Origin of the sequence: Streptosporangium sp. NPDC006007, from assembly GCF_040614315.1 — a bacterium.
GTDB lineage: Bacteria > Actinomycetota > Actinomycetes > Streptosporangiales > Streptosporangiaceae > Streptosporangium.
The window spans coordinates 125,023-144,013 of the sequence record NZ_JBEXUG010000005.1 but is presented as its reverse complement, the minus strand read 5'-3'; the positions used below and the strand labels follow the sequence as shown (position 1 = coordinate 144,013).

At 69.7% G+C, this 18,991-nt stretch carries 16 protein-coding genes and 1 tRNA gene; 12 read left to right on the top strand and 5 right to left on the bottom strand.

Going from position 1 to position 18,991, the window contains the following annotated elements:
• Positions 1-9: 9 nt before the first annotated feature.
• Positions 10-960: a metal ABC transporter substrate-binding protein gene (locus ABZ194_RS06290; protein ID WP_355592934.1), complete on the bottom strand. Its 951-nt coding sequence runs from the start codon at positions 958-960 to the stop codon at positions 10-12.
• A 44-nt stretch (positions 961-1,004) separates the two neighbouring features.
• Positions 1,005-1,394, bottom strand: a complete 390-nt coding sequence (locus ABZ194_RS06285; RefSeq protein WP_355592932.1) for a DUF6703 family protein — start codon at positions 1,392-1,394, stop codon at positions 1,005-1,007.
• Positions 1,395-1,561: 167 nt separating this feature from the next.
• Here ABZ194_RS06285 and ABZ194_RS06280 point away from each other — a divergent pair, with 167 nt between their 5' ends.
• The 4 genes from ABZ194_RS06280 to ABZ194_RS06265 all read left to right on the top strand — a co-directional run bounded on the left by ABZ194_RS06280 (position 1,562) and on the right by ABZ194_RS06265 (position 7,937).
• Positions 1,562-1,840: an antibiotic biosynthesis monooxygenase family protein gene (locus ABZ194_RS06280; protein ID WP_355592930.1), complete on the top strand. Its 279-nt coding sequence runs from the start codon at positions 1,562-1,564 to the stop codon at positions 1,838-1,840.
• A gap of 122 nt (positions 1,841-1,962) precedes the next feature.
• Positions 1,963-3,348, top strand: a complete 1,386-nt coding sequence (locus tag ABZ194_RS06275) for a glycine--tRNA ligase (RefSeq protein ID WP_355592928.1) — start codon at positions 1,963-1,965, stop codon at positions 3,346-3,348.
• Positions 3,349-3,848: 500 nt separating this feature from the next.
• Complete coding sequence (ppdK, locus tag ABZ194_RS06270; RefSeq protein WP_355592926.1) at positions 3,849-6,491, top strand: pyruvate, phosphate dikinase; 2,643 nt, start codon at positions 3,849-3,851, stop codon at positions 6,489-6,491.
• 213 nt (positions 6,492-6,704) lie between these two features.
• Entirely contained in the window at positions 6,705-7,937 is a 1,233-nt protein-coding gene (locus ABZ194_RS06265) for a deoxyguanosinetriphosphate triphosphohydrolase (protein ID WP_355592924.1), read from the top strand.
• Positions 7,938-7,981: 44 nt separating this feature from the next.
• Here the strand turns inward: ABZ194_RS06265 and ABZ194_RS06260 are convergent, their stop codons facing one another.
• Positions 7,982-8,806, bottom strand: coding sequence for a peptidoglycan DD-metalloendopeptidase family protein (locus ABZ194_RS06260; RefSeq protein WP_355592922.1), 825 nt, complete (start codon positions 8,804-8,806; stop codon positions 7,982-7,984).
• A 189-nt stretch (positions 8,807-8,995) separates the two neighbouring features.
• Here ABZ194_RS06260 and dnaG point away from each other — a divergent pair, with 189 nt between their 5' ends.
• The 3 genes from dnaG (at position 8,996) to efeO (ending at position 13,257) form a co-directional block, all read left to right on the top strand.
• Complete coding sequence (gene dnaG / locus ABZ194_RS06255) at positions 8,996-10,858, top strand: DNA primase (protein WP_355592920.1); 1,863 nt, start codon at positions 8,996-8,998, stop codon at positions 10,856-10,858.
• A gap of 152 nt (positions 10,859-11,010) precedes the next feature.
• Positions 11,011-12,147 carry an RNA polymerase sigma factor RpoD gene (gene rpoD / locus ABZ194_RS06250; RefSeq protein ID WP_355593151.1) on the top strand — a complete coding sequence of 379 codons (1,137 nt, stop codon included), beginning with the start codon at positions 11,011-11,013 and terminating at the stop codon, positions 12,145-12,147.
• A 252-nt stretch (positions 12,148-12,399) separates the two neighbouring features.
• Positions 12,400-13,257, top strand: a complete 858-nt coding sequence (efeO, locus tag ABZ194_RS06245; RefSeq protein ID WP_355592917.1) for an iron uptake system protein EfeO — start codon at positions 12,400-12,402, stop codon at positions 13,255-13,257.
• A 62-nt stretch (positions 13,258-13,319) separates the two neighbouring features.
• On the opposite strand, the gene ABZ194_RS06240 is transcribed toward efeO, so the two are convergent.
• Complete coding sequence (locus ABZ194_RS06240) at positions 13,320-13,811, bottom strand: hypothetical protein (protein ID WP_355592915.1); 492 nt, start codon at positions 13,809-13,811, stop codon at positions 13,320-13,322.
• A gap of 194 nt (positions 13,812-14,005) precedes the next feature.
• Between ABZ194_RS06240 and ABZ194_RS06235 the strand changes: the two genes are divergently transcribed.
• Positions 14,006-15,313 carry a hypothetical protein gene (locus ABZ194_RS06235; protein WP_355592913.1) on the top strand — a complete coding sequence of 436 codons (1,308 nt, stop codon included), beginning with the start codon at positions 14,006-14,008 and terminating at the stop codon, positions 15,311-15,313.
• Positions 15,310-15,771, top strand: coding sequence for a hypothetical protein (locus ABZ194_RS06230; protein ID WP_355592911.1), 462 nt, complete (start codon positions 15,310-15,312; stop codon positions 15,769-15,771). The genes ABZ194_RS06235 and ABZ194_RS06230 overlap by 4 nt, the downstream gene beginning before the upstream one ends.
• A 178-nt stretch (positions 15,772-15,949) precedes the next feature.
• Here the strand turns inward: ABZ194_RS06230 and ABZ194_RS06225 are convergent, their stop codons facing one another.
• The gene (locus ABZ194_RS06225) at positions 15,950-16,273 is read right to left on the bottom strand and encodes a YtxH domain-containing protein (RefSeq protein WP_355592909.1); all 324 of its coding nucleotides are present in this window, start codon (positions 16,271-16,273) and stop codon (positions 15,950-15,952) included.
• 163 nt (positions 16,274-16,436) lie between these two features.
• Here ABZ194_RS06225 and ABZ194_RS06220 point away from each other — a divergent pair.
• The 3 genes from ABZ194_RS06220 to ABZ194_RS06210 all read left to right on the top strand — a co-directional run bounded on the left by ABZ194_RS06220 (position 16,437) and on the right by ABZ194_RS06210 (position 18,962).
• Positions 16,437-16,512, top strand: a tRNA-Asn gene (locus tag ABZ194_RS06220).
• 349 nt (positions 16,513-16,861) lie between these two features.
• A complete protein-coding gene (locus ABZ194_RS06215) occupies positions 16,862-17,971 on the top strand; it encodes a nitric oxide synthase oxygenase (RefSeq protein WP_355592907.1) in 1,110 nt (369 codons plus the stop codon).
• 217 nt (positions 17,972-18,188) lie between these two features.
• Positions 18,189-18,962 (top strand): enoyl-CoA hydratase-related protein, encoded by a 774-nt coding sequence (locus ABZ194_RS06210; RefSeq protein WP_355592905.1) that lies wholly within the window; start codon positions 18,189-18,191, stop codon positions 18,960-18,962.
• Positions 18,963-18,991: the final 29 nt, after the last annotated feature.

The window sequence follows — 18,991 nt, the reverse complement described above, 5'->3', positions numbered from 1 at the left end:
AAGGGCGTTTTACGAGCAGCGCAGGGCTGCCTGAAGGGCGCTGAGGTTCTGGCGCATGGCGGACAGGTAGTCGCCGTTCGCCGGTCGGCTCTCGACCGGGTCCAGGACCGCGGTCGTGGCGCCGACCTCTTTGGCGAGAACCTCGGCGACCTTCGGGCTGACGAGGGTCTCGGTGAAAATCGTAGTCACCTTCTCCTGCTTGGCCACTTTCGCCACCTCGGCGAGACGGGCCGGAGCGGGCTCGGACTCCGGATCGAGACCACTGATCCCGATCTGACGGAGTTTGTAGCGGTCGGCGAGGTAGCCGAACGCGCTGTGGCTGGTGACGATCGCCGTCGAAGCGCACCTGCCCAGGCCCTGGGCCAGCTCGCCGTCCAGGGCGTTGAGATCGGCCGCGGTCTTGTTGGCACGGTCCCTGTAGGCCTGTGCGTGGGCGGGGTCGGCCGCGGCGAGCCTCTCGCCGAGCTCGGTCGCGATCGTCGCGAGACGGGAGGGGTCGAGCCAGATGTGCGGGTCGTGGCCGGTGTTCACGCCGTCCGCCTGCTCGCCCTCCTCCGGGGGGCCGGGGAGGACCTTCACCGCGCCCGTCACGTCGAAGCCGCGACCGGGCGCGTGCTGCTCGACCGCCTCGTCCACGGCGGGCTGGACGCCCTTGACGTAGACGACGAGCCTGGTCCTCTCCAGTTCGGCGATCTGGTTGAGCGTCAACTCCAGGTCGTGCGGCTCGACCCCCGGCCTGGTCAGGCCGGTGACGACGGCGTCGCCGCCGCCGACCCGCTCGGCCAGCCACTGCAGCGGGTACATGGCGGCGGTGACGTCGGTCCTGCCTCCCTGGGCGCCGCTGGGCTGGGCGGAGCCGGTGGAACCGGAGCCGCAGGCGGTCGTGGCGGCGAGAACGGTGGTGAGAGCGAGCAGCCCTACGGTGCACATGCGGGTACGTCGGGAGGAGTCGGACATCATGCGTATCAGTATGCGCGCAAATGAAAACGATTGTCAAAATCGCCTTAGAACGCTCCGAAACGGTCGGCGGCGAGCAGCAGCAAAAAGGTGAGCAGGGCGACGCGCAGGATCCGGCCCCTGACGCCCAGTGACGGCCACGACATGTAGGCCAGCCAGCCGACGAACCCGATCACCGGCAGCGCCGCGAGGGCGCCCCAGAAAGACGGCACGGCGAAGGCGGTCAGGAGCAGCGCCACCAGCACCACGGGAAGCACCCACCGGGGGAGCTGGAACAGGAGGACCAGCGGGGCCGCGCTCCGTCTTTCGACCCTCCGCCGCAGGCCGGTGGCGCCCGGGGTGAAGAACCGCTCGCCCGGCGGGAGCGGGCGTCTCTCCTTGCCGGGGCGGCGCCGGGCCAGTGGATGTACGGGGCGCTCACGGCGTCTGTCGGCCACGGCCAGAGCCTAGCGCCGGGGCCCCCGCCGGGACATGCCCCCGCGCCGGTCGGCTTACGCGCGATGTGCCGGTCCACGCGCGCCGGCCGTACGCGCCGGACCGGTCCACGGGAGCCGGGGAGCGGCCCGTGCCGGGACCCGGGCGGGGACTCTGGCATGCTGGGCGGATGCTCGCCGTCATCCGTTACTCGGTGCCGCCAGGCCGGGCCGAGGAGTTCCTGAAGCAGGCTCACGACATCGTCGGCACCCTGGCCGGGCAGCCGGGGTACGTGCGCGGCCGGGTGGTCCGCTCGGTGGACGAGCCGGAGCTGTGGGCGCTGGTCAGCGAGTGGGAGGGCGCCGGATTCTACCGGCGGGCACTGGGGGCGGCGCGGATGACGATGTATCCGCTGATGACCCTGATGATCAACGAGCCGAGCGCGTTCGAGGACGTAGATCATCCCTAATTACCTTTATGCACACAAGGCGGGCGCGATGGTTTATGCGCGCCTGCCGGTTGCCCGGCTCCCCTAAGCTGGGAACTCAATCAATTCCTCGCCGACCTCCAGCCGGATGGAGATTTTCCGTTATGGCACGCCGCACCGACATCATGGACACCATCGTCAGCCTCGCCAAGCGACGTGGGCTCGTCTACCCCTCCAGCGAGATCTACGGCGGCCTGCGGGCCTCGTGGGACTACGGACCACTGGGGGTGGAGCTCAAGAACAACGTGAAGCGGCAGTGGTGGAAGGCCGTGGTGCAGGGCCGTGACGACGTGGTCGGCCTCGACTCCTGTGTGATCCTGGCCCGTGAGGTGTGGCAGGCCAGCGGCCACGTTGACACCTTCAGCGATCCGCTGACCGAGTGCCAGTCCTGCCACAAGCGCTACCGCGCCGACCACCTTGAAGAGGGGTATCAGGACAAACACGGTAAGCCGCCGGTCAACGGCCTGGCCGACATCACCTGCCCCAACTGCGGCACCAAGGGCTCCTTCACCGCGCCCAGGCAGTTCAGCGGGCTGCTGAAGACCTACCTCGGCCCGGTCGAGGACGAGTCCGGGCTGGCCTACCTGCGGCCGGAGACCGCCCAGGGCATCTTCATCAACTACCTCAACGTGCAGCAGTCGGCGCGCCGGAAGGTGCCGTTCGGCATCGGCCAGATCGGCAAGTCGTTCCGTAACGAGATCACCCCGGGCAACTTCATCTTCCGCACCCGCGAGTTCGAGCAGATGGAGATGGAGTTCTTCGTCAAGCCCGGCACCGACGAGGAGTGGCACCAGTTCTGGATCGACGAGCGCTTCCGCTGGTACACCGACCTGGGCATCAACCCGGAGAACCTGCGCCTGTACGAGCACCCGCAGGAGAAGCTGTCGCACTACTCCAAGCGGACCGTCGACATCGAGTACCGCTTCAACTTCACCGGCGGGGAGTGGGGGGAGCTTGAGGGCGTCGCCAACCGCACCGACTTCGACCTCACCGCGCACGGCAAGGCGTCCGGCACCGACCTCAGCTTCTTCGAGCAGGAGAGCGGCGAGCGCTACGTCCCCTACGTCATCGAGCCCGCCGCCGGTGTGGACCGCGCCACTCTCACCTTCCTGATCGACGCCTACGACGAGGACGAGGTGCCCAACTCCAAGGGCGTCATGGAGAAGCGCACGGTGCTCCGCCTCGACCACCGTCTCGCCCCGGTCAAGGTCGCGGTGCTGCCGCTGTCGCGCAACGCCGACCTGTCGCCGAAGGCCAAGGACCTGGCCGCCCAGCTCCGCCGCCGGTGGAACGTCGAGTTCGACGACGCGGGCGCGATCGGCCGCCGCTACCGCCGCCAGGACGAGATCGGCACGCCCTTCTGTGTCACCGTCGACTTCGACACCCTCGACGACCACGCGGTGACCATCCGCGAGCGCGATTCGAGGGGGCAGGAGCGGGTGGCCCTGGACAAGGCCGAGTCCTATCTCCGCCAGCACCTCAACGACTGAGGACGGATCCGTCCGACCGCCGGCGGCCGGTGTCCCCGTGAGGGGCCGCCGGCCGCCGTTTTTCGGCGCTCCGCCTCTCGGCGACCCATCCCCCGGGCTCCGCCGGAAGGGCCGTCCCGCTCCGCGGTTCTGAAACGATGGCCCGGAGCGGTGCGGAACGGCGTCCCGGAACGGCCCGCGGAACGGTCCGCCGCGCCGTACGGCCGGGCCGCTCCCGCGGCGGTACGGCCCGGCGGTCGTATACCCCGGATGGTGAACCTTCGGTGAACCCGTTTGAATACTGAGACAATTGGTTTATACCAATTGGTTTATACCAGTTCTTGGGGTGGACCATATCGTACGGGTTTTGGCGCCGATTTAAATTGGATTAGACCGCTATATGGGCCTTGACCTGCATAAATGCGTCTTCGTCGGGTGGGTGGTGTTTCGTCGGGTTCTCCGTCGGTAGAGTCCCAAGCAGGCGGAACCACACGTCGCTTGAAGTCGCAGAAGGAGCAACCGTGCCCAAGTACGTTTACGACTTCACCGAGGGCAACAAAGATCTTAAGGATCTGCTCGGCGGTAAGGGGGCCAATCTGGCGGAGATGACCAATCTCGGGTTGCCGGTGCCCCCCGGCTTCATCATCACCACCGACGCGTGCCGCCGCTTCCTGCAGGACGGCGAACTCCCCGAGGGGCTGGAGGAGGAGATCTCCCACCACCTAGCCGAGCTGGAGAGCCGGATGGGCCGTCGCCTCGGCCAGGCGGACGACCCGCTGCTGGTGAGCGTCCGCTCCGGCGCCAAGTTCTCCATGCCGGGCATGATGGAGACCGTCCTGAACATCGGCCTGAACGACGAGTCGGTACACGGCCTGGCCAAGCAGGCCGGCGGCAACGAGCGGTTCGCCTGGGACTCCTACCGGCGTCTCATCCAGATGTTCGGCCGGACCGTGCAGAACATCGACGCCGAGCTGTTCGACGACGCCCTGGAGGAGCTCAAGAACGGCCGCGACGACCTGGAGCTCGACGCCGCCGACTTCCGGAGCCTGGTCAAGACCTACAAGGGCATCGTCCGCGACCGGACCGGGCGCGACTTCCCCGCCGACCCGCACGAGCAGATGCGCATGGCGGTCACCGCCGTCTTCGACTCCTGGAACGCCCCGCGCGCCACCCTCTACCGCCGTCAGGAGCGCATCCCCGCCGACCTCGGCACGGCGGTCAACATCTGCTCCATGGTCTTCGGCAACTGCGGCATGGACTCCGGCACCGGGGTGGCCTTCACCCGCGACCCCGGCAGCGGCCACCAGGGCGTCTACGGCGACTACCTGCAGAACGCCCAGGGCGAGGACGTGGTGGCCGGCATCCGCAACACCATGCCGCTGCAGGACCTGGAGCGGCTCGACAAGTCCGTCTACGACGAGCTCATGAAGATCATGGAGACGCTGGAGAACCACTACCGCGACCTGTGCGACATCGAGTTCACCGTTGAGCGCGGCAAGCTGTGGATGCTCCAGACCCGGGTGGGCAAGCGGACCGCGGGCGCCGCGTTCCGCATCGCCGTACAGCTGGTCGACCAGGGCCTGATCGACCTCGACGAGGCCGTGACCCGGGTGACCGGCGCCCAGCTCGCCCAGCTCATGTTCCCGCGCTTCGCCGGTGACGCGGAGAGCGTCAGGATCACCAGGGGGATGAACGCCTCCCCGGGCGCGGCCGTCGGCAAGGCCGTCTTCTCCTCCGAGCGGGCCGTCGAGCTGGCCGCCGCGGGCGAGGCCGTCATCCTGGTCCGCCGCGAGACCAACCCCGACGACCTGGCCGGCATGATCGCCGCCCAGGGGGTGCTGACCAGCCGGGGCGGCAAGACCTCGCACGCCGCCGTGGTCGCCCGGGGTATGGGCAAGACCTGCGTCTGCGGCGCCGAGGAGCTGGAGGTCTCCACCAAGGAGCGCAGGTTCACCGCCCCCGGCGGCGTCGTGGTCTCCGAGGGGGACGTCATCTCCATCGACGGTTCCAGCGGCGCCGTCTACCTCGGCGAGGTGCCCGTGGTCCCCTCCCCGGTCGTGGAGTACTTCGAGGGCGCGGTCGACCAGGGCGACGAGCTCGTCCGGGCCGTGCATCGCGTCATGACCCACGCCGACGCCTCCCGGAGGCTGCGGGTGCGGGCCAACGCCGACAACGCCGAGGACTCCGCCCGCGCCCGCCGGTTCGGCGCCGAGGGCATCGGGCTCTGCCGTACCGAGCACATGTTCCTCGGCGACCGGCGGAAACTGGTCGAGGACCTCGTCCTGGCCACCTCGGACGAGGAGCGCGAGCACGCGCTGGCCGCGCTGGAGCCGCTGCAGAAGTCGGACTTCACGGAGATCTTCCAGGAGATGGCCGGGCTGCCGGTCACGATCCGGCTGATCGACCCGCCGTTGCACGAGTTCCTGCCCGACTACAGCGAGCTGTCGGTGAAGGTCGCCCTCGCCGGGGACCTGGCGGACGCCAAGGACCGCAGGCTGCTCGCCGCCGTCAAGCGTCTGCACGAGCAGAACCCGATGCTGGGCCTGCGCGGGGTACGGCTCGGCCTGGTCGTCCCCGGCCTGTTCGCCATGCAGGTCCGGGCGATCGCCGAGGCGGCCAAGGCCGTCGACGGCGCCCGCGCGGAGATCATGATCCCGCTGGTGGCCGCGGTGCAGGAGCTGGAGCACGTCAAGGACGAGGCGAGGCGGATCCTGACCGAGGCCGGTGTCGAGGCGCTGGTCGGCACGATGATCGAGGTGCCGCGTGCGGCGCTGACCGCCGGGCAGATCGCCGAGGCCGCCGAGTTCTTCTCCTTCGGCACCAACGACCTGACCCAGATGACCTGGGGATTCTCCCGTGACGACGTTGAGGCCGCGTTCTTCTCCAAGTATCTGGAGCTGGGCGTCTTCGGCGTCTCCCCGTTCGAGTCGCTGGACCGCGACGGGGTGGGCAGGCTGGTGCGGATCGCCGTGGAGGAGGGGCGGAGGACCCGTCCCGACCTCAAGCTCGGTATCTGCGGCGAGCACGGTGGCGACCCCGACTCGGTCCACTTCTGCCACCAGGTGGGGCTGGACTACGTGTCCTGCTCGCCGTTCCGCATCCCCGTCGCCCGGCTGGAGGCCGGACGGGCGGCCCTGGCCGCCACGGGCTCCGACACCCGCTGACCCGCTGACCCGCTGACCCGCTGGACCGCTGGACCGCCGGGACGCCCGCCGCCGATGTCCTCCGGCGGCGGGTACCGGCGGTGAAGGAGGACGGCCTCGGGGCCGGTGGGGAGGTTCCGCGCGTTCTGGACGTCGTCCGCGTCCCGCAGTCAACAGGTGTTTCACCGCTGTTCGGCATGGGACGCCACTTTCCTGGATAAAATCACTGCACTTATGCATCCCTACGACGAGCATGACCAGGACAGATGGGTACCGGAACCACCCGGCAACCCCGAGAGAGGCTCGTTCGAGCGGGACCGCGCCCGGGTGCTGCACAGCGCCGGGCTGCGCCGCCTCGCGGCCAAGACCCAGGTGGTCGGGCCGGGGGAGACGCTCGGCAGCGGGCAGCACATCCCGCGTACCCGGCTGACCCACTCGCTGGAGTGCGCGCAGATCGGCCGGGAGATGGGCCAGGTGCTCTGCAGGGATCCCGATCTGGTGGAGACCGCCTGCCTGGCCCACGATCTCGGGCATCCGCCGTTCGGGCACAACGGGGAGACCGCGCTCAACGAGCTGGCCGCCGGCTGCGGCGGGTTCGAGGGGAACGCGCAGAGCCTGCGCCTGCTGACCCGGCTGGAGGCCAAGGTCCTCACCGAGGACGGCCGCAGCGCCGGCCTCAACCTCACCCGTGCCTCCCTGGACGCCGCGGTCAAATATCCCTGGACCCGTGAGACGAGCCCCAAGTACTGCGCCTACGGCGACGACATGGTGGTCTTCGACTGGATCAGGGAGGGCGCCCCCGAGGGACAGGTCAGCTTCGAGGCCCAGATCATGGACTGGGCCGACGACGTCGCCTACTCGGTGCACGACCTGGAGGACGCGCTCCACTCGGGCGCCGTCGTGCCGCGGGCGCTGCGTGACCCCGGCGAGCGTCAGGAGGTCTGCGTGACCACCCGGGCCTGGTACGCCCCGGACGCCGACCCCGGCGAGCTGGAGGACATCTTCGATCGGCTGGTCGCCCAGCCGCTCTGGCCCCGCCACTTCGACGGCTCCCTGGCCGACCTCGCCGCGACCAAGGGGCTCACCAGCGCCCTGATCGGTCACCTCTGCCGTTCCGCCCAGGTCGCCACCCGCGAGGCGTACGGCCCCGCCGCCGGCCGTTACAGCGCCGACCTGGTCGTTCCCCGGGACGCCCGCCTGGAGTGCGCCCTGCTGAAGGGGCTGACCGCTCACTACGTGATGACCAGGGACGAGCACAGCGCCAAACAGGCCAGGCAGCGTGAGCTCATCCACGACCTGGCCCACCTGATCATGTTGGGCGCCCCCGGCACACTGGAGCCCGCGCTCCGCCCCTCCTTCACCAGGGCCGCCGGCGACGGCGGGCGGCTGCGGGTGGTGATCGACCAGATCGCCTCCCTCACCGACACCTCGGCCGTCACCTGGCACAGGCACCTGTCCGGGCGCTGAACCCCCGGCCGCCCGCCGTACGGATCGATCGCGGCGTCCGGCCTCTAGCCGCCCAGCGGGATCTTCTCCTCCGGGGTTCTCCCCGGCTTCGTGGTGGGCGTGGGGCCGGATTTGGGGGCGCACAGCGTCGCGCACTGGGGCGCGGCCCCGGTCTTGCTCATCACCGCCCGTGTCTCGTCCGAGGGGGAGAGCGTCCGGTTGCCCTTCAGCCAGGCGTCCAGGTAGTTCCACGGCTTGACCATGCCTCGCCGTACCCACCAGAGCGAGGGGTCGGCCTTCCAGGAGATCGCGAAGTAGAGGTTGCTGGCGGTGGACCGGGCGTTGCCCGAGTTGCCGACCTGGCCGAGGACCTGGCCCCCGCTGACCCGTGTTCCCGGCTTGATCCCCGGGGTGATCCGGTCCAGGTGGCCGCCGAGGTAGCGCACGCCGTCGTCGCCGATCACGGTGACGAAGCGCCCCTCACGGTCGGGGCCGCGGTCGGTGGAGGGCTTCCACCGGTTCTGGGCGTTGACCTCGTCGACCACCCCGTTCACCGGGGAGACGAACGAGCATCCCCGGTGTGACCAGATCGTGCTCTTGGGCAGGATGAGCAGCTTTCTCTCGTAGGTCACCCGGCAGTCCTTCACCGGGAAGGTATAGGTGAACTTCGAGATCTTGGGCGGCGGCACCTGCACCGGATCGTCGGCCGCCGGACGCGGCACGGTCGACTCGGGCCCCGGTGTCGGCGCGGGAATCGTCGCGGTGGCCACTCCTGGCGAAGCGGCGGCCACCTCGACCGCCGGAACCGGGGGCAGGGTGCTGATGCCCGCCACCCCACCCGGTGACGCGCAGGCTCCGGTGACGAACACCGCGCCGCTGACGATGATCAATCGTGCTATATGCCCCGATCGCATGGTCTCCACCCGCGTAACGTTATCGAGAATCAGCCTTTACCTTTGTAACCGACCTTCCGATTGGTCATGACCTGTTCCGGAAAGTCGCCCGTCCCAACCGGCCTCCGACCCCGGAGCGTTCCGCCGGAGCGCCAACCTGTCGGGGCGCCCCACTAGACTCGCGGCGTGGCAGGCCGGATCAGTGACGAGGACATCGCGCTCGTGCGGGAGCGCTCGCCGATCGCGGACATCGTGGGTGAGCACATCCAGCTCCGCAACGCGGGCGGCGGCAACCTGAAGGGGCTCTGCCCCTTCCACGAGGAGAAAAGCCCGTCCTTCAACGTCACCCCCACCCGTGGTTACTGGTACTGCTTCGGCTGTGCCGAGGGCGGGGACGTCATCACCTTCGTCCGGCGGCTGGAGCACCTCTCGTTCGGCGAGGCCGTGGAGCGGCTGGCGAACCGGGCGGGCATCCAGCTCCGCTACGAGCAGGGCGGCTACGTTCCAGGACGGGAGCAGGGGGAGCGCAGCCGGCTCGTCGAGGCGCACCGGGCCGCGGCGGAGTTCTACGTGGCGAAGCTGGGCGGGCCGGACGCCGCGCTCGGACGCACGTTCCTGTCGGAGCGCGGGTTCGAGCGGGTCGACGCCGAGCATTTCGGGGTGGGCTACGCGCCCGCCGAGTGGGAGGCGCTCTCCCGGCATCTGATGGCCCGGGGTTTCACCGCCGCCGAGCTGATCAAGGGGGGGCTGGCCAAGGAGGGCCGCCGGGGCCCGATCGACCGGTTCCGAGGGCGGCTCGTCTGGCCCATCCGTGACATAACCGGCGATGTCATCGGTTTCGGTGCGCGAAAACTTAATGAGGCCGAAGATGGCCCAAAATACCTCAATACCCCTGAGAGTCCGCTCTATAAGAAGAGCGAGGTCCTCTACGGCGTGGACCTGGCCAAGCGGGAGATCTCCAAACGTTCCCAGGCGGTGATCGTCGAGGGGTACACCGACGTGATGGCCTGTCACCTGTCGGGCGTGCCGACGGCGGTGGCCACCTGCGGCACCGCGTTCGGCCAGGAGCACATCAAGGTGCTGCGGCGGCTGCTGCTCGACCAGTCGGGGTCACAGGGTGAGGTGATCTTCACCTTCGACGGCGACGCGGCGGGGCAGAAGGCGGCGCTGCGGGCCTTCGCCGACGAGCAGAGGTTCGTCACCCAGACCTTCGTGGCCGTCCAGCCCGACGGGCTCGACCCGTGTGATCTCCGCGTCACCCGCGGCGAGGCCGCCGTGCGGGATCTGATCGCCGGCCGGGAGCCGCTGTTCGCCTTCGCGATCCGCAGCGTGATCTCCCGCTACGACGTGAGCACCAACGAGGGGCGGCTGTCCGCGCTGGACGCGGCGGCGCCGATCGTGGCGGGCATCAAGGACAGGGCGCTGCGCCAGCTGTACGCCGTGGACCTCGACCGCTGGCTCGGTTTCAACAACGAGCGGTTCGTCATGGACCGGATCGCCGAGATCTCCGTCACGGCTCAGGCCACCGTCCGGGCGCGCGAGAGGCGGCCCGCCGGGCCACGCCGGGTCGCCGATCTCACCGACCCCGGCGTGCGGACCGAGGCCGAGGTGCTGAAGCTGGCGGTGCAGCGTCCGGCGCTGCTCGGACCGGGCTTCGAGGCGATCGGGCCGGAGGCGTTCACGCTGCCCGAGCACATCGCCCTCCACAAGCTGATCCTGGACACCGGGGGCATCGCCGCGGCGGGTCCCGGCGGGCGCGAGTGGGTGGACCGGCTGCTCGGCGAGGTGCCCGACACCTTGCGCGCGGTGGTCACCCGCTTCGCGGTGGAGGAGCTCCGCGCCGACCTGGCGAACGAGGAACGGTACGCCTCGGCCATGCTGGCCGCGCTGGAACTCATCTCGGTGACCCGGGCGATCGAGGAGCTGAAGTCGCGGATGCAGCGGACCAACCCGGTGGAGGAACAGCAGGACTACAACCGGCTGTTCGCCGAGCTGGTCGCTCTGGAGCAGCAGCGGCGAGTGCTGAGGGAACGCGCCGCCGGAAGCTGATCGTGTAGTCGGCTTTAATTTCCAGACATCGATTCGACCAAACCTGAATGAGGTCTCGGTTCGATAATGATCGCAGCCTTACCTTCGGTGACAAAAATAGGTCTGCCATTTAGGGGACCGAATACAGCAGACTGTCTCCCGTGGGTGCATCGGTGCTGCCAAGTGGGCCGCCATCGGTAGACCAGGTGGCCGACCTCGTCGCGAAGGGAAGGGAACGCGGGAGCGTCACGGTTGACGACGTCGCCGCGGCTCTCGACAGATCCGAGCTGCCGTCCGACGCGCTTGAACGCGTCGTGCGCATGCTCGCCGAGCACGGAGTGGAGGTCCTTGAGCCCCAGGGTGACGAGGACACCACCCGATCCGATGAGGAGGACGTCGGTAAACGGGCCCCGACCAGCGATCTGGTCCGCATCTATCTGCGGGAGATCGGCCGGGTGCCACTGCTCACGGCTGAGGAGGAGGTGGAGCTCGCCAAATGCATTGAAGCCGGCCTGTTCGCCGAGGACAGGCTCACCAGCGTCGTCTCGCGGCTGGTCTTTCCGGAGTTCAAGGAGCTCGTCTGGCAGGGAACACAGGCCAAACAGCGGTTGATCGAGGCCAATCTGCGGCTCGTCGTCTCGATCGCCAAAAGATACGTGGGCAGGGGGATGCTGTTCCTGGATCTCATCCAGGAGGGCAATCTCGGGCTCATCCGGGCAGTCGAGAAATTCGACTACACCAAGGGATACAAGTTCTCCACCTATGCCACATGGTGGATTCGCCAGGCCATCACCCGGGCCATCGCCGACCAGGCGCGCACTATTCGCATTCCGGTGCACATGGTCGAGACGATCAACAAGCTGGTCCGGGTCCAGCGCCAGCTCCACCAGGACCTCGGCCGCGAGCCGGCGCCAGAGGAGATCGCGCTGGAGATGGACCTGCCGATCGACCGGGTGATCGAGATCCAGCGCATCGCCCAGGAGCCCGTCTCGCTCCAGTCGCCCATCGGGGAGGAGGACTCCGACCTCGGCGACTTCATCGAGGACGCCGACGCGGTCGTGCCGATGGAGGCCGCGGCCTTCATCATGCTGCAGGACCAGCTCGACGACATCCTCGCGACGCTGTCGGAGCGTGAGCAGCGCATCATCCAGCTGCGGTTCGGCCTCGCGGACGGCCACCCCCGGACGCTGGAGGAGGTCGGCAGGGAGTTCGGCGTGACACGGGAGCGCATCCGGCAGATCGAGTCCAAGACACTCGCCAAACTGCGCCATCCGACCCGGGCCCAGATGCTGCGGGACTATCTCGACTGAACACCTCGGTACGGCGGAGGCCCCCGGAGACATCCCGTCCCGGGGGCCTCCGCCGTACCCGGGTCCGGTGCGCGGGAACGTCGTCCCTGGACGCCCTGGTATTTCTCGGGACGCTCTTGGACGTTCCGGGGATCCGGGGGGTGGAGGCCGGGAGATCGCGGCCGGTGGGATCATCATGATGATCGGCATGTCGTCCGGGCGGCGCCGTGAGCTTGCAGGATCCTGGAAGCCTCACGACATCCAGGAGCGTTCATGCCCGCCGTCCTCCGCCCCGTCGCAGCCTGCGGCCTTCTCGCCGTCGCCCTCACCGGGTGCGGTCCGGCCGTCGACGGCACCCGCCGGGACGTCACGGTCCCGGCTGTGTCCGCCGGGACCGGCCCGCGGGCCGTGCGCGCGGTCGAGCGGTATCGGGCCTACGCCGGCGATCGGATCGATCGCACCATCGCCAGGACCGAGGAGTTCGTCGCCGCGTTCAAGGAGGGGCAGGTGCGCAGGGCCAGGGCACTCTACGCGCCGAGCCGCCTGGGCTGGGAGAGCGTCGAGCCGGTGGCGGAGGCGTTCGCGGACATCGACTCCAGGGTGGACGCGCGCGAGGCCGACCTCGGACAGGGGCAGAGATGGACGGGCTGGCACCGCCTGGAGAAGGCGCTCTGGCGGACGCCGGGAAGAACCGGGCGGGAGGCCGAATACGGTGATCTCCTACTGGCCGACCTCGGCACGCTCAGGGCCCGGCTGCCCAGCGTCGAGATCACCGTGGACTCCATGGCCAACGGGGCCAGGGAACTCCTCGACGAGGCGGCGTCGGGCAAGGTCACCGGTGAGGAGGAGACCTTCTCACATACCGACCTGTGGGATTTCAAGGGCAACGTGGACGGTGCGGCCAAGGTTTACCGGCTCCTGCGGCCGATCGTGCGGGAGAGGAGTCCCGGACTCGTCACCACGCTGGACACCGGGTTCGCCGACCTGAAAGCCCTGCTGGCCGGGCACGCCAGAGGCCACGGGTTCGTCTCCTACACCGAGCTGTCGCGGGGCCAGGTCAGAGAACTCTCCGACGCACTCAACGCGGTGGCCGAGCCACTGTCGAACCTGGCCGCGGTCACCGCGGGCTGACCCCTCCCCGGGCCTCCGGGCCCGGCGGGTGGTGTCGTGCCGGCCTCATGCGGCGGACGGGGCTAATAGCCGCCTTGGCCGCCTCGGCCTCCGTTGCCCCCATTACCTCCATCACCCCCGTTGCCGCCATTGCCGTCCTGCCCGTCCCGGCCGTCTTGTTCGCCCTGGCCGTTCCGCTGATCCCGCTGTGGACTCCGCCGTCCGTCCTGATCCTCCCCGGGGCGTCCGCTCCATCCGTCTTCCTGGCCTTGCCCGTATCCCCGGTCCCGGCCGTTCTCGTCCCGCTCGTCCTCCCAGCCCCGGCCGCCTTGACCGCCCCGGCCTCCATCGCCCCCATTGCCGTCGTGGCCGTCGTGGCCGTCGTGGCCGTTTCGGCCGTGCTGCCACTGCTCGTCCTGGCGGTACTCCCCGTTCCGCCCGCCCTGCCGATCGGGAGCGGCCGGCGCGGTGGGGGCGTCGGTGCCCGGTGCCTGAGGCGGAGGTGTGTCGGCACTGGCTGTGGCCAGGGTGGCCGCCACCCCTCCCAGAGTGGTGAGAGACAGTGCACCGATCATGATTTTCCGTTTTATGTCCATGAGTGCCCCCTTTTAGGTGTTCTGCCCGGTGAATGCCGACGGCATTCCCGGGCCGCGCGCCGGACCCCGGAGAGGGGGCGTCTTTTGGGGTTCTTTCAGTCTCTTTGGCCGACTGGCACTTGTCGGCGGGCCGGCCCCTGTTCTCTTGGCGGATGTGAGCGCAGACTGAGCCAATGGAGGCACGGGAGGCACGATCGGCCGTGGACGACACCGCGCTCGGACGCGAGGCGTGGTCCGTGCTCGACGCGAACCGCACGGGGTCCGCGACCGTGCCCGCCCCCGGTCTCTACCCCCACCAGTGGAACTGGGACTCCACCTTTGTCGCGCTGGGCCTGGCCCGCTCGAACACCCGCAGGGCCGGCGCCGAGATGCTCAGCCTGCTGTCCGGGCAGTGGAGCACCGGCATGGTGCCGCACATCGTCTTCCACCCGGTCCGGGCCGGAACCTACTTCCCCGGCCCCTCCGTCTGGGGCTCCCGAGACCATCCGGCCGCCCCCAACGGGGTGCCCACCTCCGGACTGACCCAGCCGCCGCTGCAGGCCCTGGCCGTCTGGTGGACGTGGCGGCACGCGGTGGACCGGGACGAGGCCGCGGCCCTCGTCCGCCGGCTGTATCCAATGCTGGTGGCCCAGAACGACTACCTCGCCGCGACCAGGGACCTGGGCGGGGGAGGACTGGCCGCGATCGTCCATCCGTGGGAGTCCGGCATGGACGACAGCCCCGTGTGGGACGCCCCGCTGGAGGCCCTGACCCCGGACGATCGGATGTGCCCGCTGGAGGCGCGCCCCGGCCGTCACCTCGACGGCCACCACGACCGCTACGTCTGGCTGGCCCTGCGCTACCGCGACTCCGGCTACGACGGGACCTACCTGCGCGAGGATCATCCGTTCGCGGTCGAGGACCCGATGTTCAACGGGATCTGGCTGGCGTCCTGCCACGCTCTCACCGAGCTGGCGCCGCTGGCCGGGGCCGACCCTGGACCGCACCGGGAGAGGGCCGAGAGGATCCGTGCCGGGCTGCTGGAGCGGCTCTGGACCGGCGACGCCTTCCACGCCCGCGATCTGCGTGCCGGGCGGCTCAGTCCCGTCTGCACGATCGGCTGCTTCGGGCCGCTGCTCGATCCCGGCCTGCCCTCGGAGCGGGTGGCGGATCTGGTGAGCGTGCTGGAGTCCCCCCGGTTCATGGGGACCACCGGATATCCCGTGCCGAGCTGTGAGATCCGCGCCCCGCAGTTCGACCGGTCCCGCTACTGGCGGGGGCCGTCCTGGGTGAACGCCAACTGGCTGCTGCGCCGGGGCGCCGCCGTACACGGTCTGACCGGGCTGGAGCGGCTGCTGGGGGCCGTCACCATGCGCCTGGTACGGCAGTCGGGCTTCCGCGAGTGCTTCGACCCCTTCGACGGCAGTGGCCGGGGCAGCCGGGACTTCTCCTGGTCCGCGGCGCTCACCCTCGACCTGCTCGCCGATACCGTGGAGGGATGAAGCTCTTCAACCGGATGCCCTCCGAGGTCCGTACGGCCGTCGCGCCGGCCGACCGGGTGCTCACCTACGCCGAGGGGGCCGGCGGCTACGTGATCGCCACGGACAGGGCGCTCTACCTGGGCGGGATCCGGCTGCCGTGGTTCCAGGTGGAACGGGGAGTGTGGGACGAGGAGGGGCTGACGGTCGTCACCACCGAGGGGGAGTCGCATCGCGCGCCGCTGCCCGAGCCCGGGCGGATTCCCGAGGCGGTGAGGGAGCGGGTGACCGCCTCGATCGTGGTGAACCACTACGTCCCGTTGGACGCCCGTGGGGGAGTGCGGCTGGTGGCCAGGAAGACCGACGACGACCGGATGGTCTGGAGGTTCGTCTTCGACCCGGACCTGGATCCCGCCGACCCCGGCCTGCGGGCCCTTGCCGAGCAGGCGCTGGAGGAGACCCGCCGGAGCTTCGGCGTCTGAACCCGCCCGGGGCGCCCGGATTCGAGTGCGGGGGAAGGCCGGGGCCCGAACACGCCGGAAGGCCCCGGGAGGGGCCTTCCATCAAAGATCATGGACTGTTTTTCCGGGCTCCGGGCTCCAGGCTCCGCTCCGAGGGCCGTCGCCGTCGCCGTCGGCTCAGGGGGCTCGGCGGGGCGCCTCAGTAGGGCTCTCCGCGAGGGGTGGTGGTCCTGTCCTTCTCCGGCCAGCCGGTGCCCGTGTCGTCGTGCTTGTCACTCTCCCAGTCGTTCTCCGACTGCAGGAAGGGCAGCCGGTTCCTGGCGACGTCCGCCACCTTGGTCCTGGCCACGTCGGTGACCTTGGAGACCTGGGCGCCGATCAGGCCCGCGGCCTCCTGGACCGCCGGGCTGTCGGACACCCGATGGACCATCCGCTTGATCTGTTCGTAACGTTCCCGACCGGCGCGGCTTCCGAGGATGTAACCCACCGCAAGACCCACGCCGAACATCAGTCGATAGCGCATCTCCACCTCCACAGCCTGCTCCGCCGGACCCTACCCACAGATCGCGAGTCTTCTCCGACCTACCCCCGAGTATCGATGCGACACACACTCACGGAGTGCGCTAATCTATTCGTGCGCCGCAAGGAACGGGGGAGACGCCCCGGCCGGGCGGCTTGGAGCACGATCCCGTGTAGCTCAATCGGCAGAGCAGCCGGCTGTTAACCGGCAGGTTATAGGTTCGAGTCCTATCGCGGGAGCCATGATGAAGGGCCCCGGGAGCGCAGCTCCCGGGGCCCTCGCTTTTTGTCGTCCTGATTTCGCGGACAAATCGTGGTGAATCACAGAAAATAAGGGTCGCTGCGCCCTGTGCCGCCGTGCTCGCCCTCGGTGACGCCGGACGCCGCCGCCGCGGACCAGCGAGCGCAGTGGGGTGAGGGCCACTGCGTCCAGGACACCCGGCCGCCCCGGAACGGCCGTCGTGCCCGTGAGCGATACATGGGTGGTTTTTCTGTGCTGACCTGGCGAAGGTCCGATCGGTGTGCGCCGGAGACGGTCCACGGTGTTCACGAGGGCGTTAAGGAGAGGGGGCGGCCGACGCCGGCCGCGGACGTGGCAACGGCCCGGGAGTATCTGGAGCTGTTCTACGCGGAGAACCCCGGGGCGGGGTCGATGAGGTCCCGGCTGCGCGAGGTACGGGCTGAGATCGAGAGAACGGGAACCTACACGCACACGCTCGACGAACTCACCTTCGGGGCGCGGGCGGCCTGGCGTAACAGCGGCAGGTGTATCGGGCGGCTCTACTGGCACTCGCTGCGCGTGCGCGACCGGCGTCGGGTGAGCACGGCCGAGGGGGTCGCCGTCGAGTGCGTGAACCACCTGCGCGCCGCGGTGTCCGGCCGCCGGATCCGGCCGACGATCACGGTGTTCGCCCCGGACCGCCCGGGGGCGCCGGGGCCGCGGATCTGGAACGAGCAGCTGATCCGGTACGCCGGATACCAGATGGACGACGGCTCGGTCGTCGGCGATCCCCGATACGCCGGCTTCACCACGATGGCGCGCGAGCTCGGCTGGCGGGGCGGCCCCGGCACACCCTTCGACGTGCTTCCCCTGGTGATCTCGATGGGCGACGGGGCGCCCCCGCTGCTCTGCGGTGTTCCGGGGGACGCCGTGCTGGAGGTGCCGCTCTCCCACCCCCGCTATCCGTGGTTCGAGCGGCTGGGGTTGCGCTGGCATGCCGTACCGGCCATATCGAGCATGTGCCTGGAGATCGGCGGGATCTGCTACCGGGCGGCGCCGTTCAACGGCTGGTACATGGGCACCGAGATCGGGGCCCGTAACCTGGCCGACCCCGACCGCTACAACCTGATGCCCGTGATCGCGGCCCATCTCGGCCTGGACACCCGGGACGACCGCTCGCTCTGGCGCGACCGCGCCCTGGTGGAGCTGAACCTGGCGGTCCTGCACTCCTTCGATCGGGCGGGGGTGACGGTGACGGACCATCACACCGAGTCCCGGCGCTTCCTGGTCCACCTGGAGCGCGAGGAGAGGGCGGGGCGGGTCTGCCCGGCGGACTGGAGCTGGATCGTTCCGCCGATATCGGCCTCCGCCACGCCGGTCTTCCACCGCTACTACGACGACGTGGAGTTGTCGCCGAACTTCGCGTACCACCCCGGCTCCGTGGAGCGGGCCCTCGGCCGCCGGTCCGTGACGGGAGGGTGAGTGTGGCCCGCCGGGGTGGGCGACGGCTCCCCCCGGCGGGACCTGACAGGGTGGGGCGGCACCGGAGCCGGCCGCGACGATGTCCTTCCTCCCCCGGAGGTGCCCGTACGGGGTGATGAGACGGGGCCGGGGCGGCACCGGGGAAGCACTGCTGTGGGCGGCGTTGCGGACACCGTACCGAACATGATTCGGTGTGGAGGTGGGCAAGGAGGGTCACATGCTGGATCTGGTGCTGTCGTCCATCGAGCAGGGTGTGCTGACGCTGACGTTCAACCGCCCGGACCGGCTCAACGCCTGGACCGACACGATGGGGCGGCGATACTTCGACCAGCTCGCCGAGGCGGAGCGTGACCCGGAGGTCCGGGTGATCGTCGTGACCGGAGCGGGCAGGGGCTTCTGCGCCGGAGCGGACCTGCGGGTCCTCGACGCCATCCGGGACGGCTCCTACGAGGGGGAGCCGGACAGACGTCCCGTCACCTTCCCCATCACGATCGGCAAGCCCGTCATCGCCGCGGTCAACGGCGCCTGCGCCGGGCTCGGCATGATCCACGCCCTGGTCTGCGATGTGGTCTTCACCGCGGCCGAGGCCACCTGGACCACCGCCTTCGCCCGTCGCGGCCTGATCGCCGAGTACGGCCTGTCGTGGATCCTGCCCCGGCTGATCGGCCAGGCCGGAGCCATGGACCTGCTGCTGTCCGGGCGGGCCTTCACCGGCGCCGAAGCGCGTGAGCTGGGTCTGGTCAGCCGGTCCGTACCCGGTGAGAGCCTGCTCGACGAGACCCTGGCCTACGCGCGGGAGCTGGCCGTCCACAGCTCACCGGCGTCGATGGCCGTGATGAAGCGCCAGGTCTGGGGCGACTGGAACCGGACCCTGGAGCAGTCGGAGGCCGACGCGACGCGCCTGATGACCGACGCCTTCCGCCGCCCCGACTTCGCCGAGGGCGTCGCGAGCTTCGTCGAGCGCCGCGTCCCCCGGTTCCCGCCGCTGTAGCCGAGTCCCCGGCCGCCCGGTTGCCCAGG

Coding starts and splice junctions, on each gene's coding strand:
- ABZ194_RS06210 (WP_355592905.1), top strand. CDS start 18,189: ATGCTGGATCTGGTGCTGTCGTCCATCGAGCAGGGTGTGCTGACGCTG.
- ABZ194_RS06230 (WP_355592911.1), top strand. CDS start 15,310: ATGAAGCTCTTCAACCGGATGCCCTCCGAGGTCCGTACGGCCGTCGCG.
- ABZ194_RS06280 (WP_355592930.1), top strand. CDS start 1,562: ATGCTCGCCGTCATCCGTTACTCGGTGCCGCCAGGCCGGGCCGAGGAG.
- ABZ194_RS06275 (WP_355592928.1), top strand. CDS start 1,963: ATGGCACGCCGCACCGACATCATGGACACCATCGTCAGCCTCGCCAAG.
- ABZ194_RS06290 (WP_355592934.1), bottom strand. CDS start 960: ATGATGTCCGACTCCTCCCGACGTACCCGCATGTGCACCGTAGGGCTG.
- ABZ194_RS06225 (WP_355592909.1), bottom strand. CDS start 16,273: ATGCGCTATCGACTGATGTTCGGCGTGGGTCTTGCGGTGGGTTACATC.
- ABZ194_RS06235 (WP_355592913.1), top strand. CDS start 14,006: ATGGAGGCACGGGAGGCACGATCGGCCGTGGACGACACCGCGCTCGGA.
- ABZ194_RS06265 (WP_355592924.1), top strand. CDS start 6,705: ATGCATCCCTACGACGAGCATGACCAGGACAGATGGGTACCGGAACCA.
- ABZ194_RS06240 (WP_355592915.1), bottom strand. CDS start 13,811: ATGATCGGTGCACTGTCTCTCACCACTCTGGGAGGGGTGGCGGCCACC.
- efeO (WP_355592917.1), top strand. CDS start 12,400: ATGCCCGCCGTCCTCCGCCCCGTCGCAGCCTGCGGCCTTCTCGCCGTC.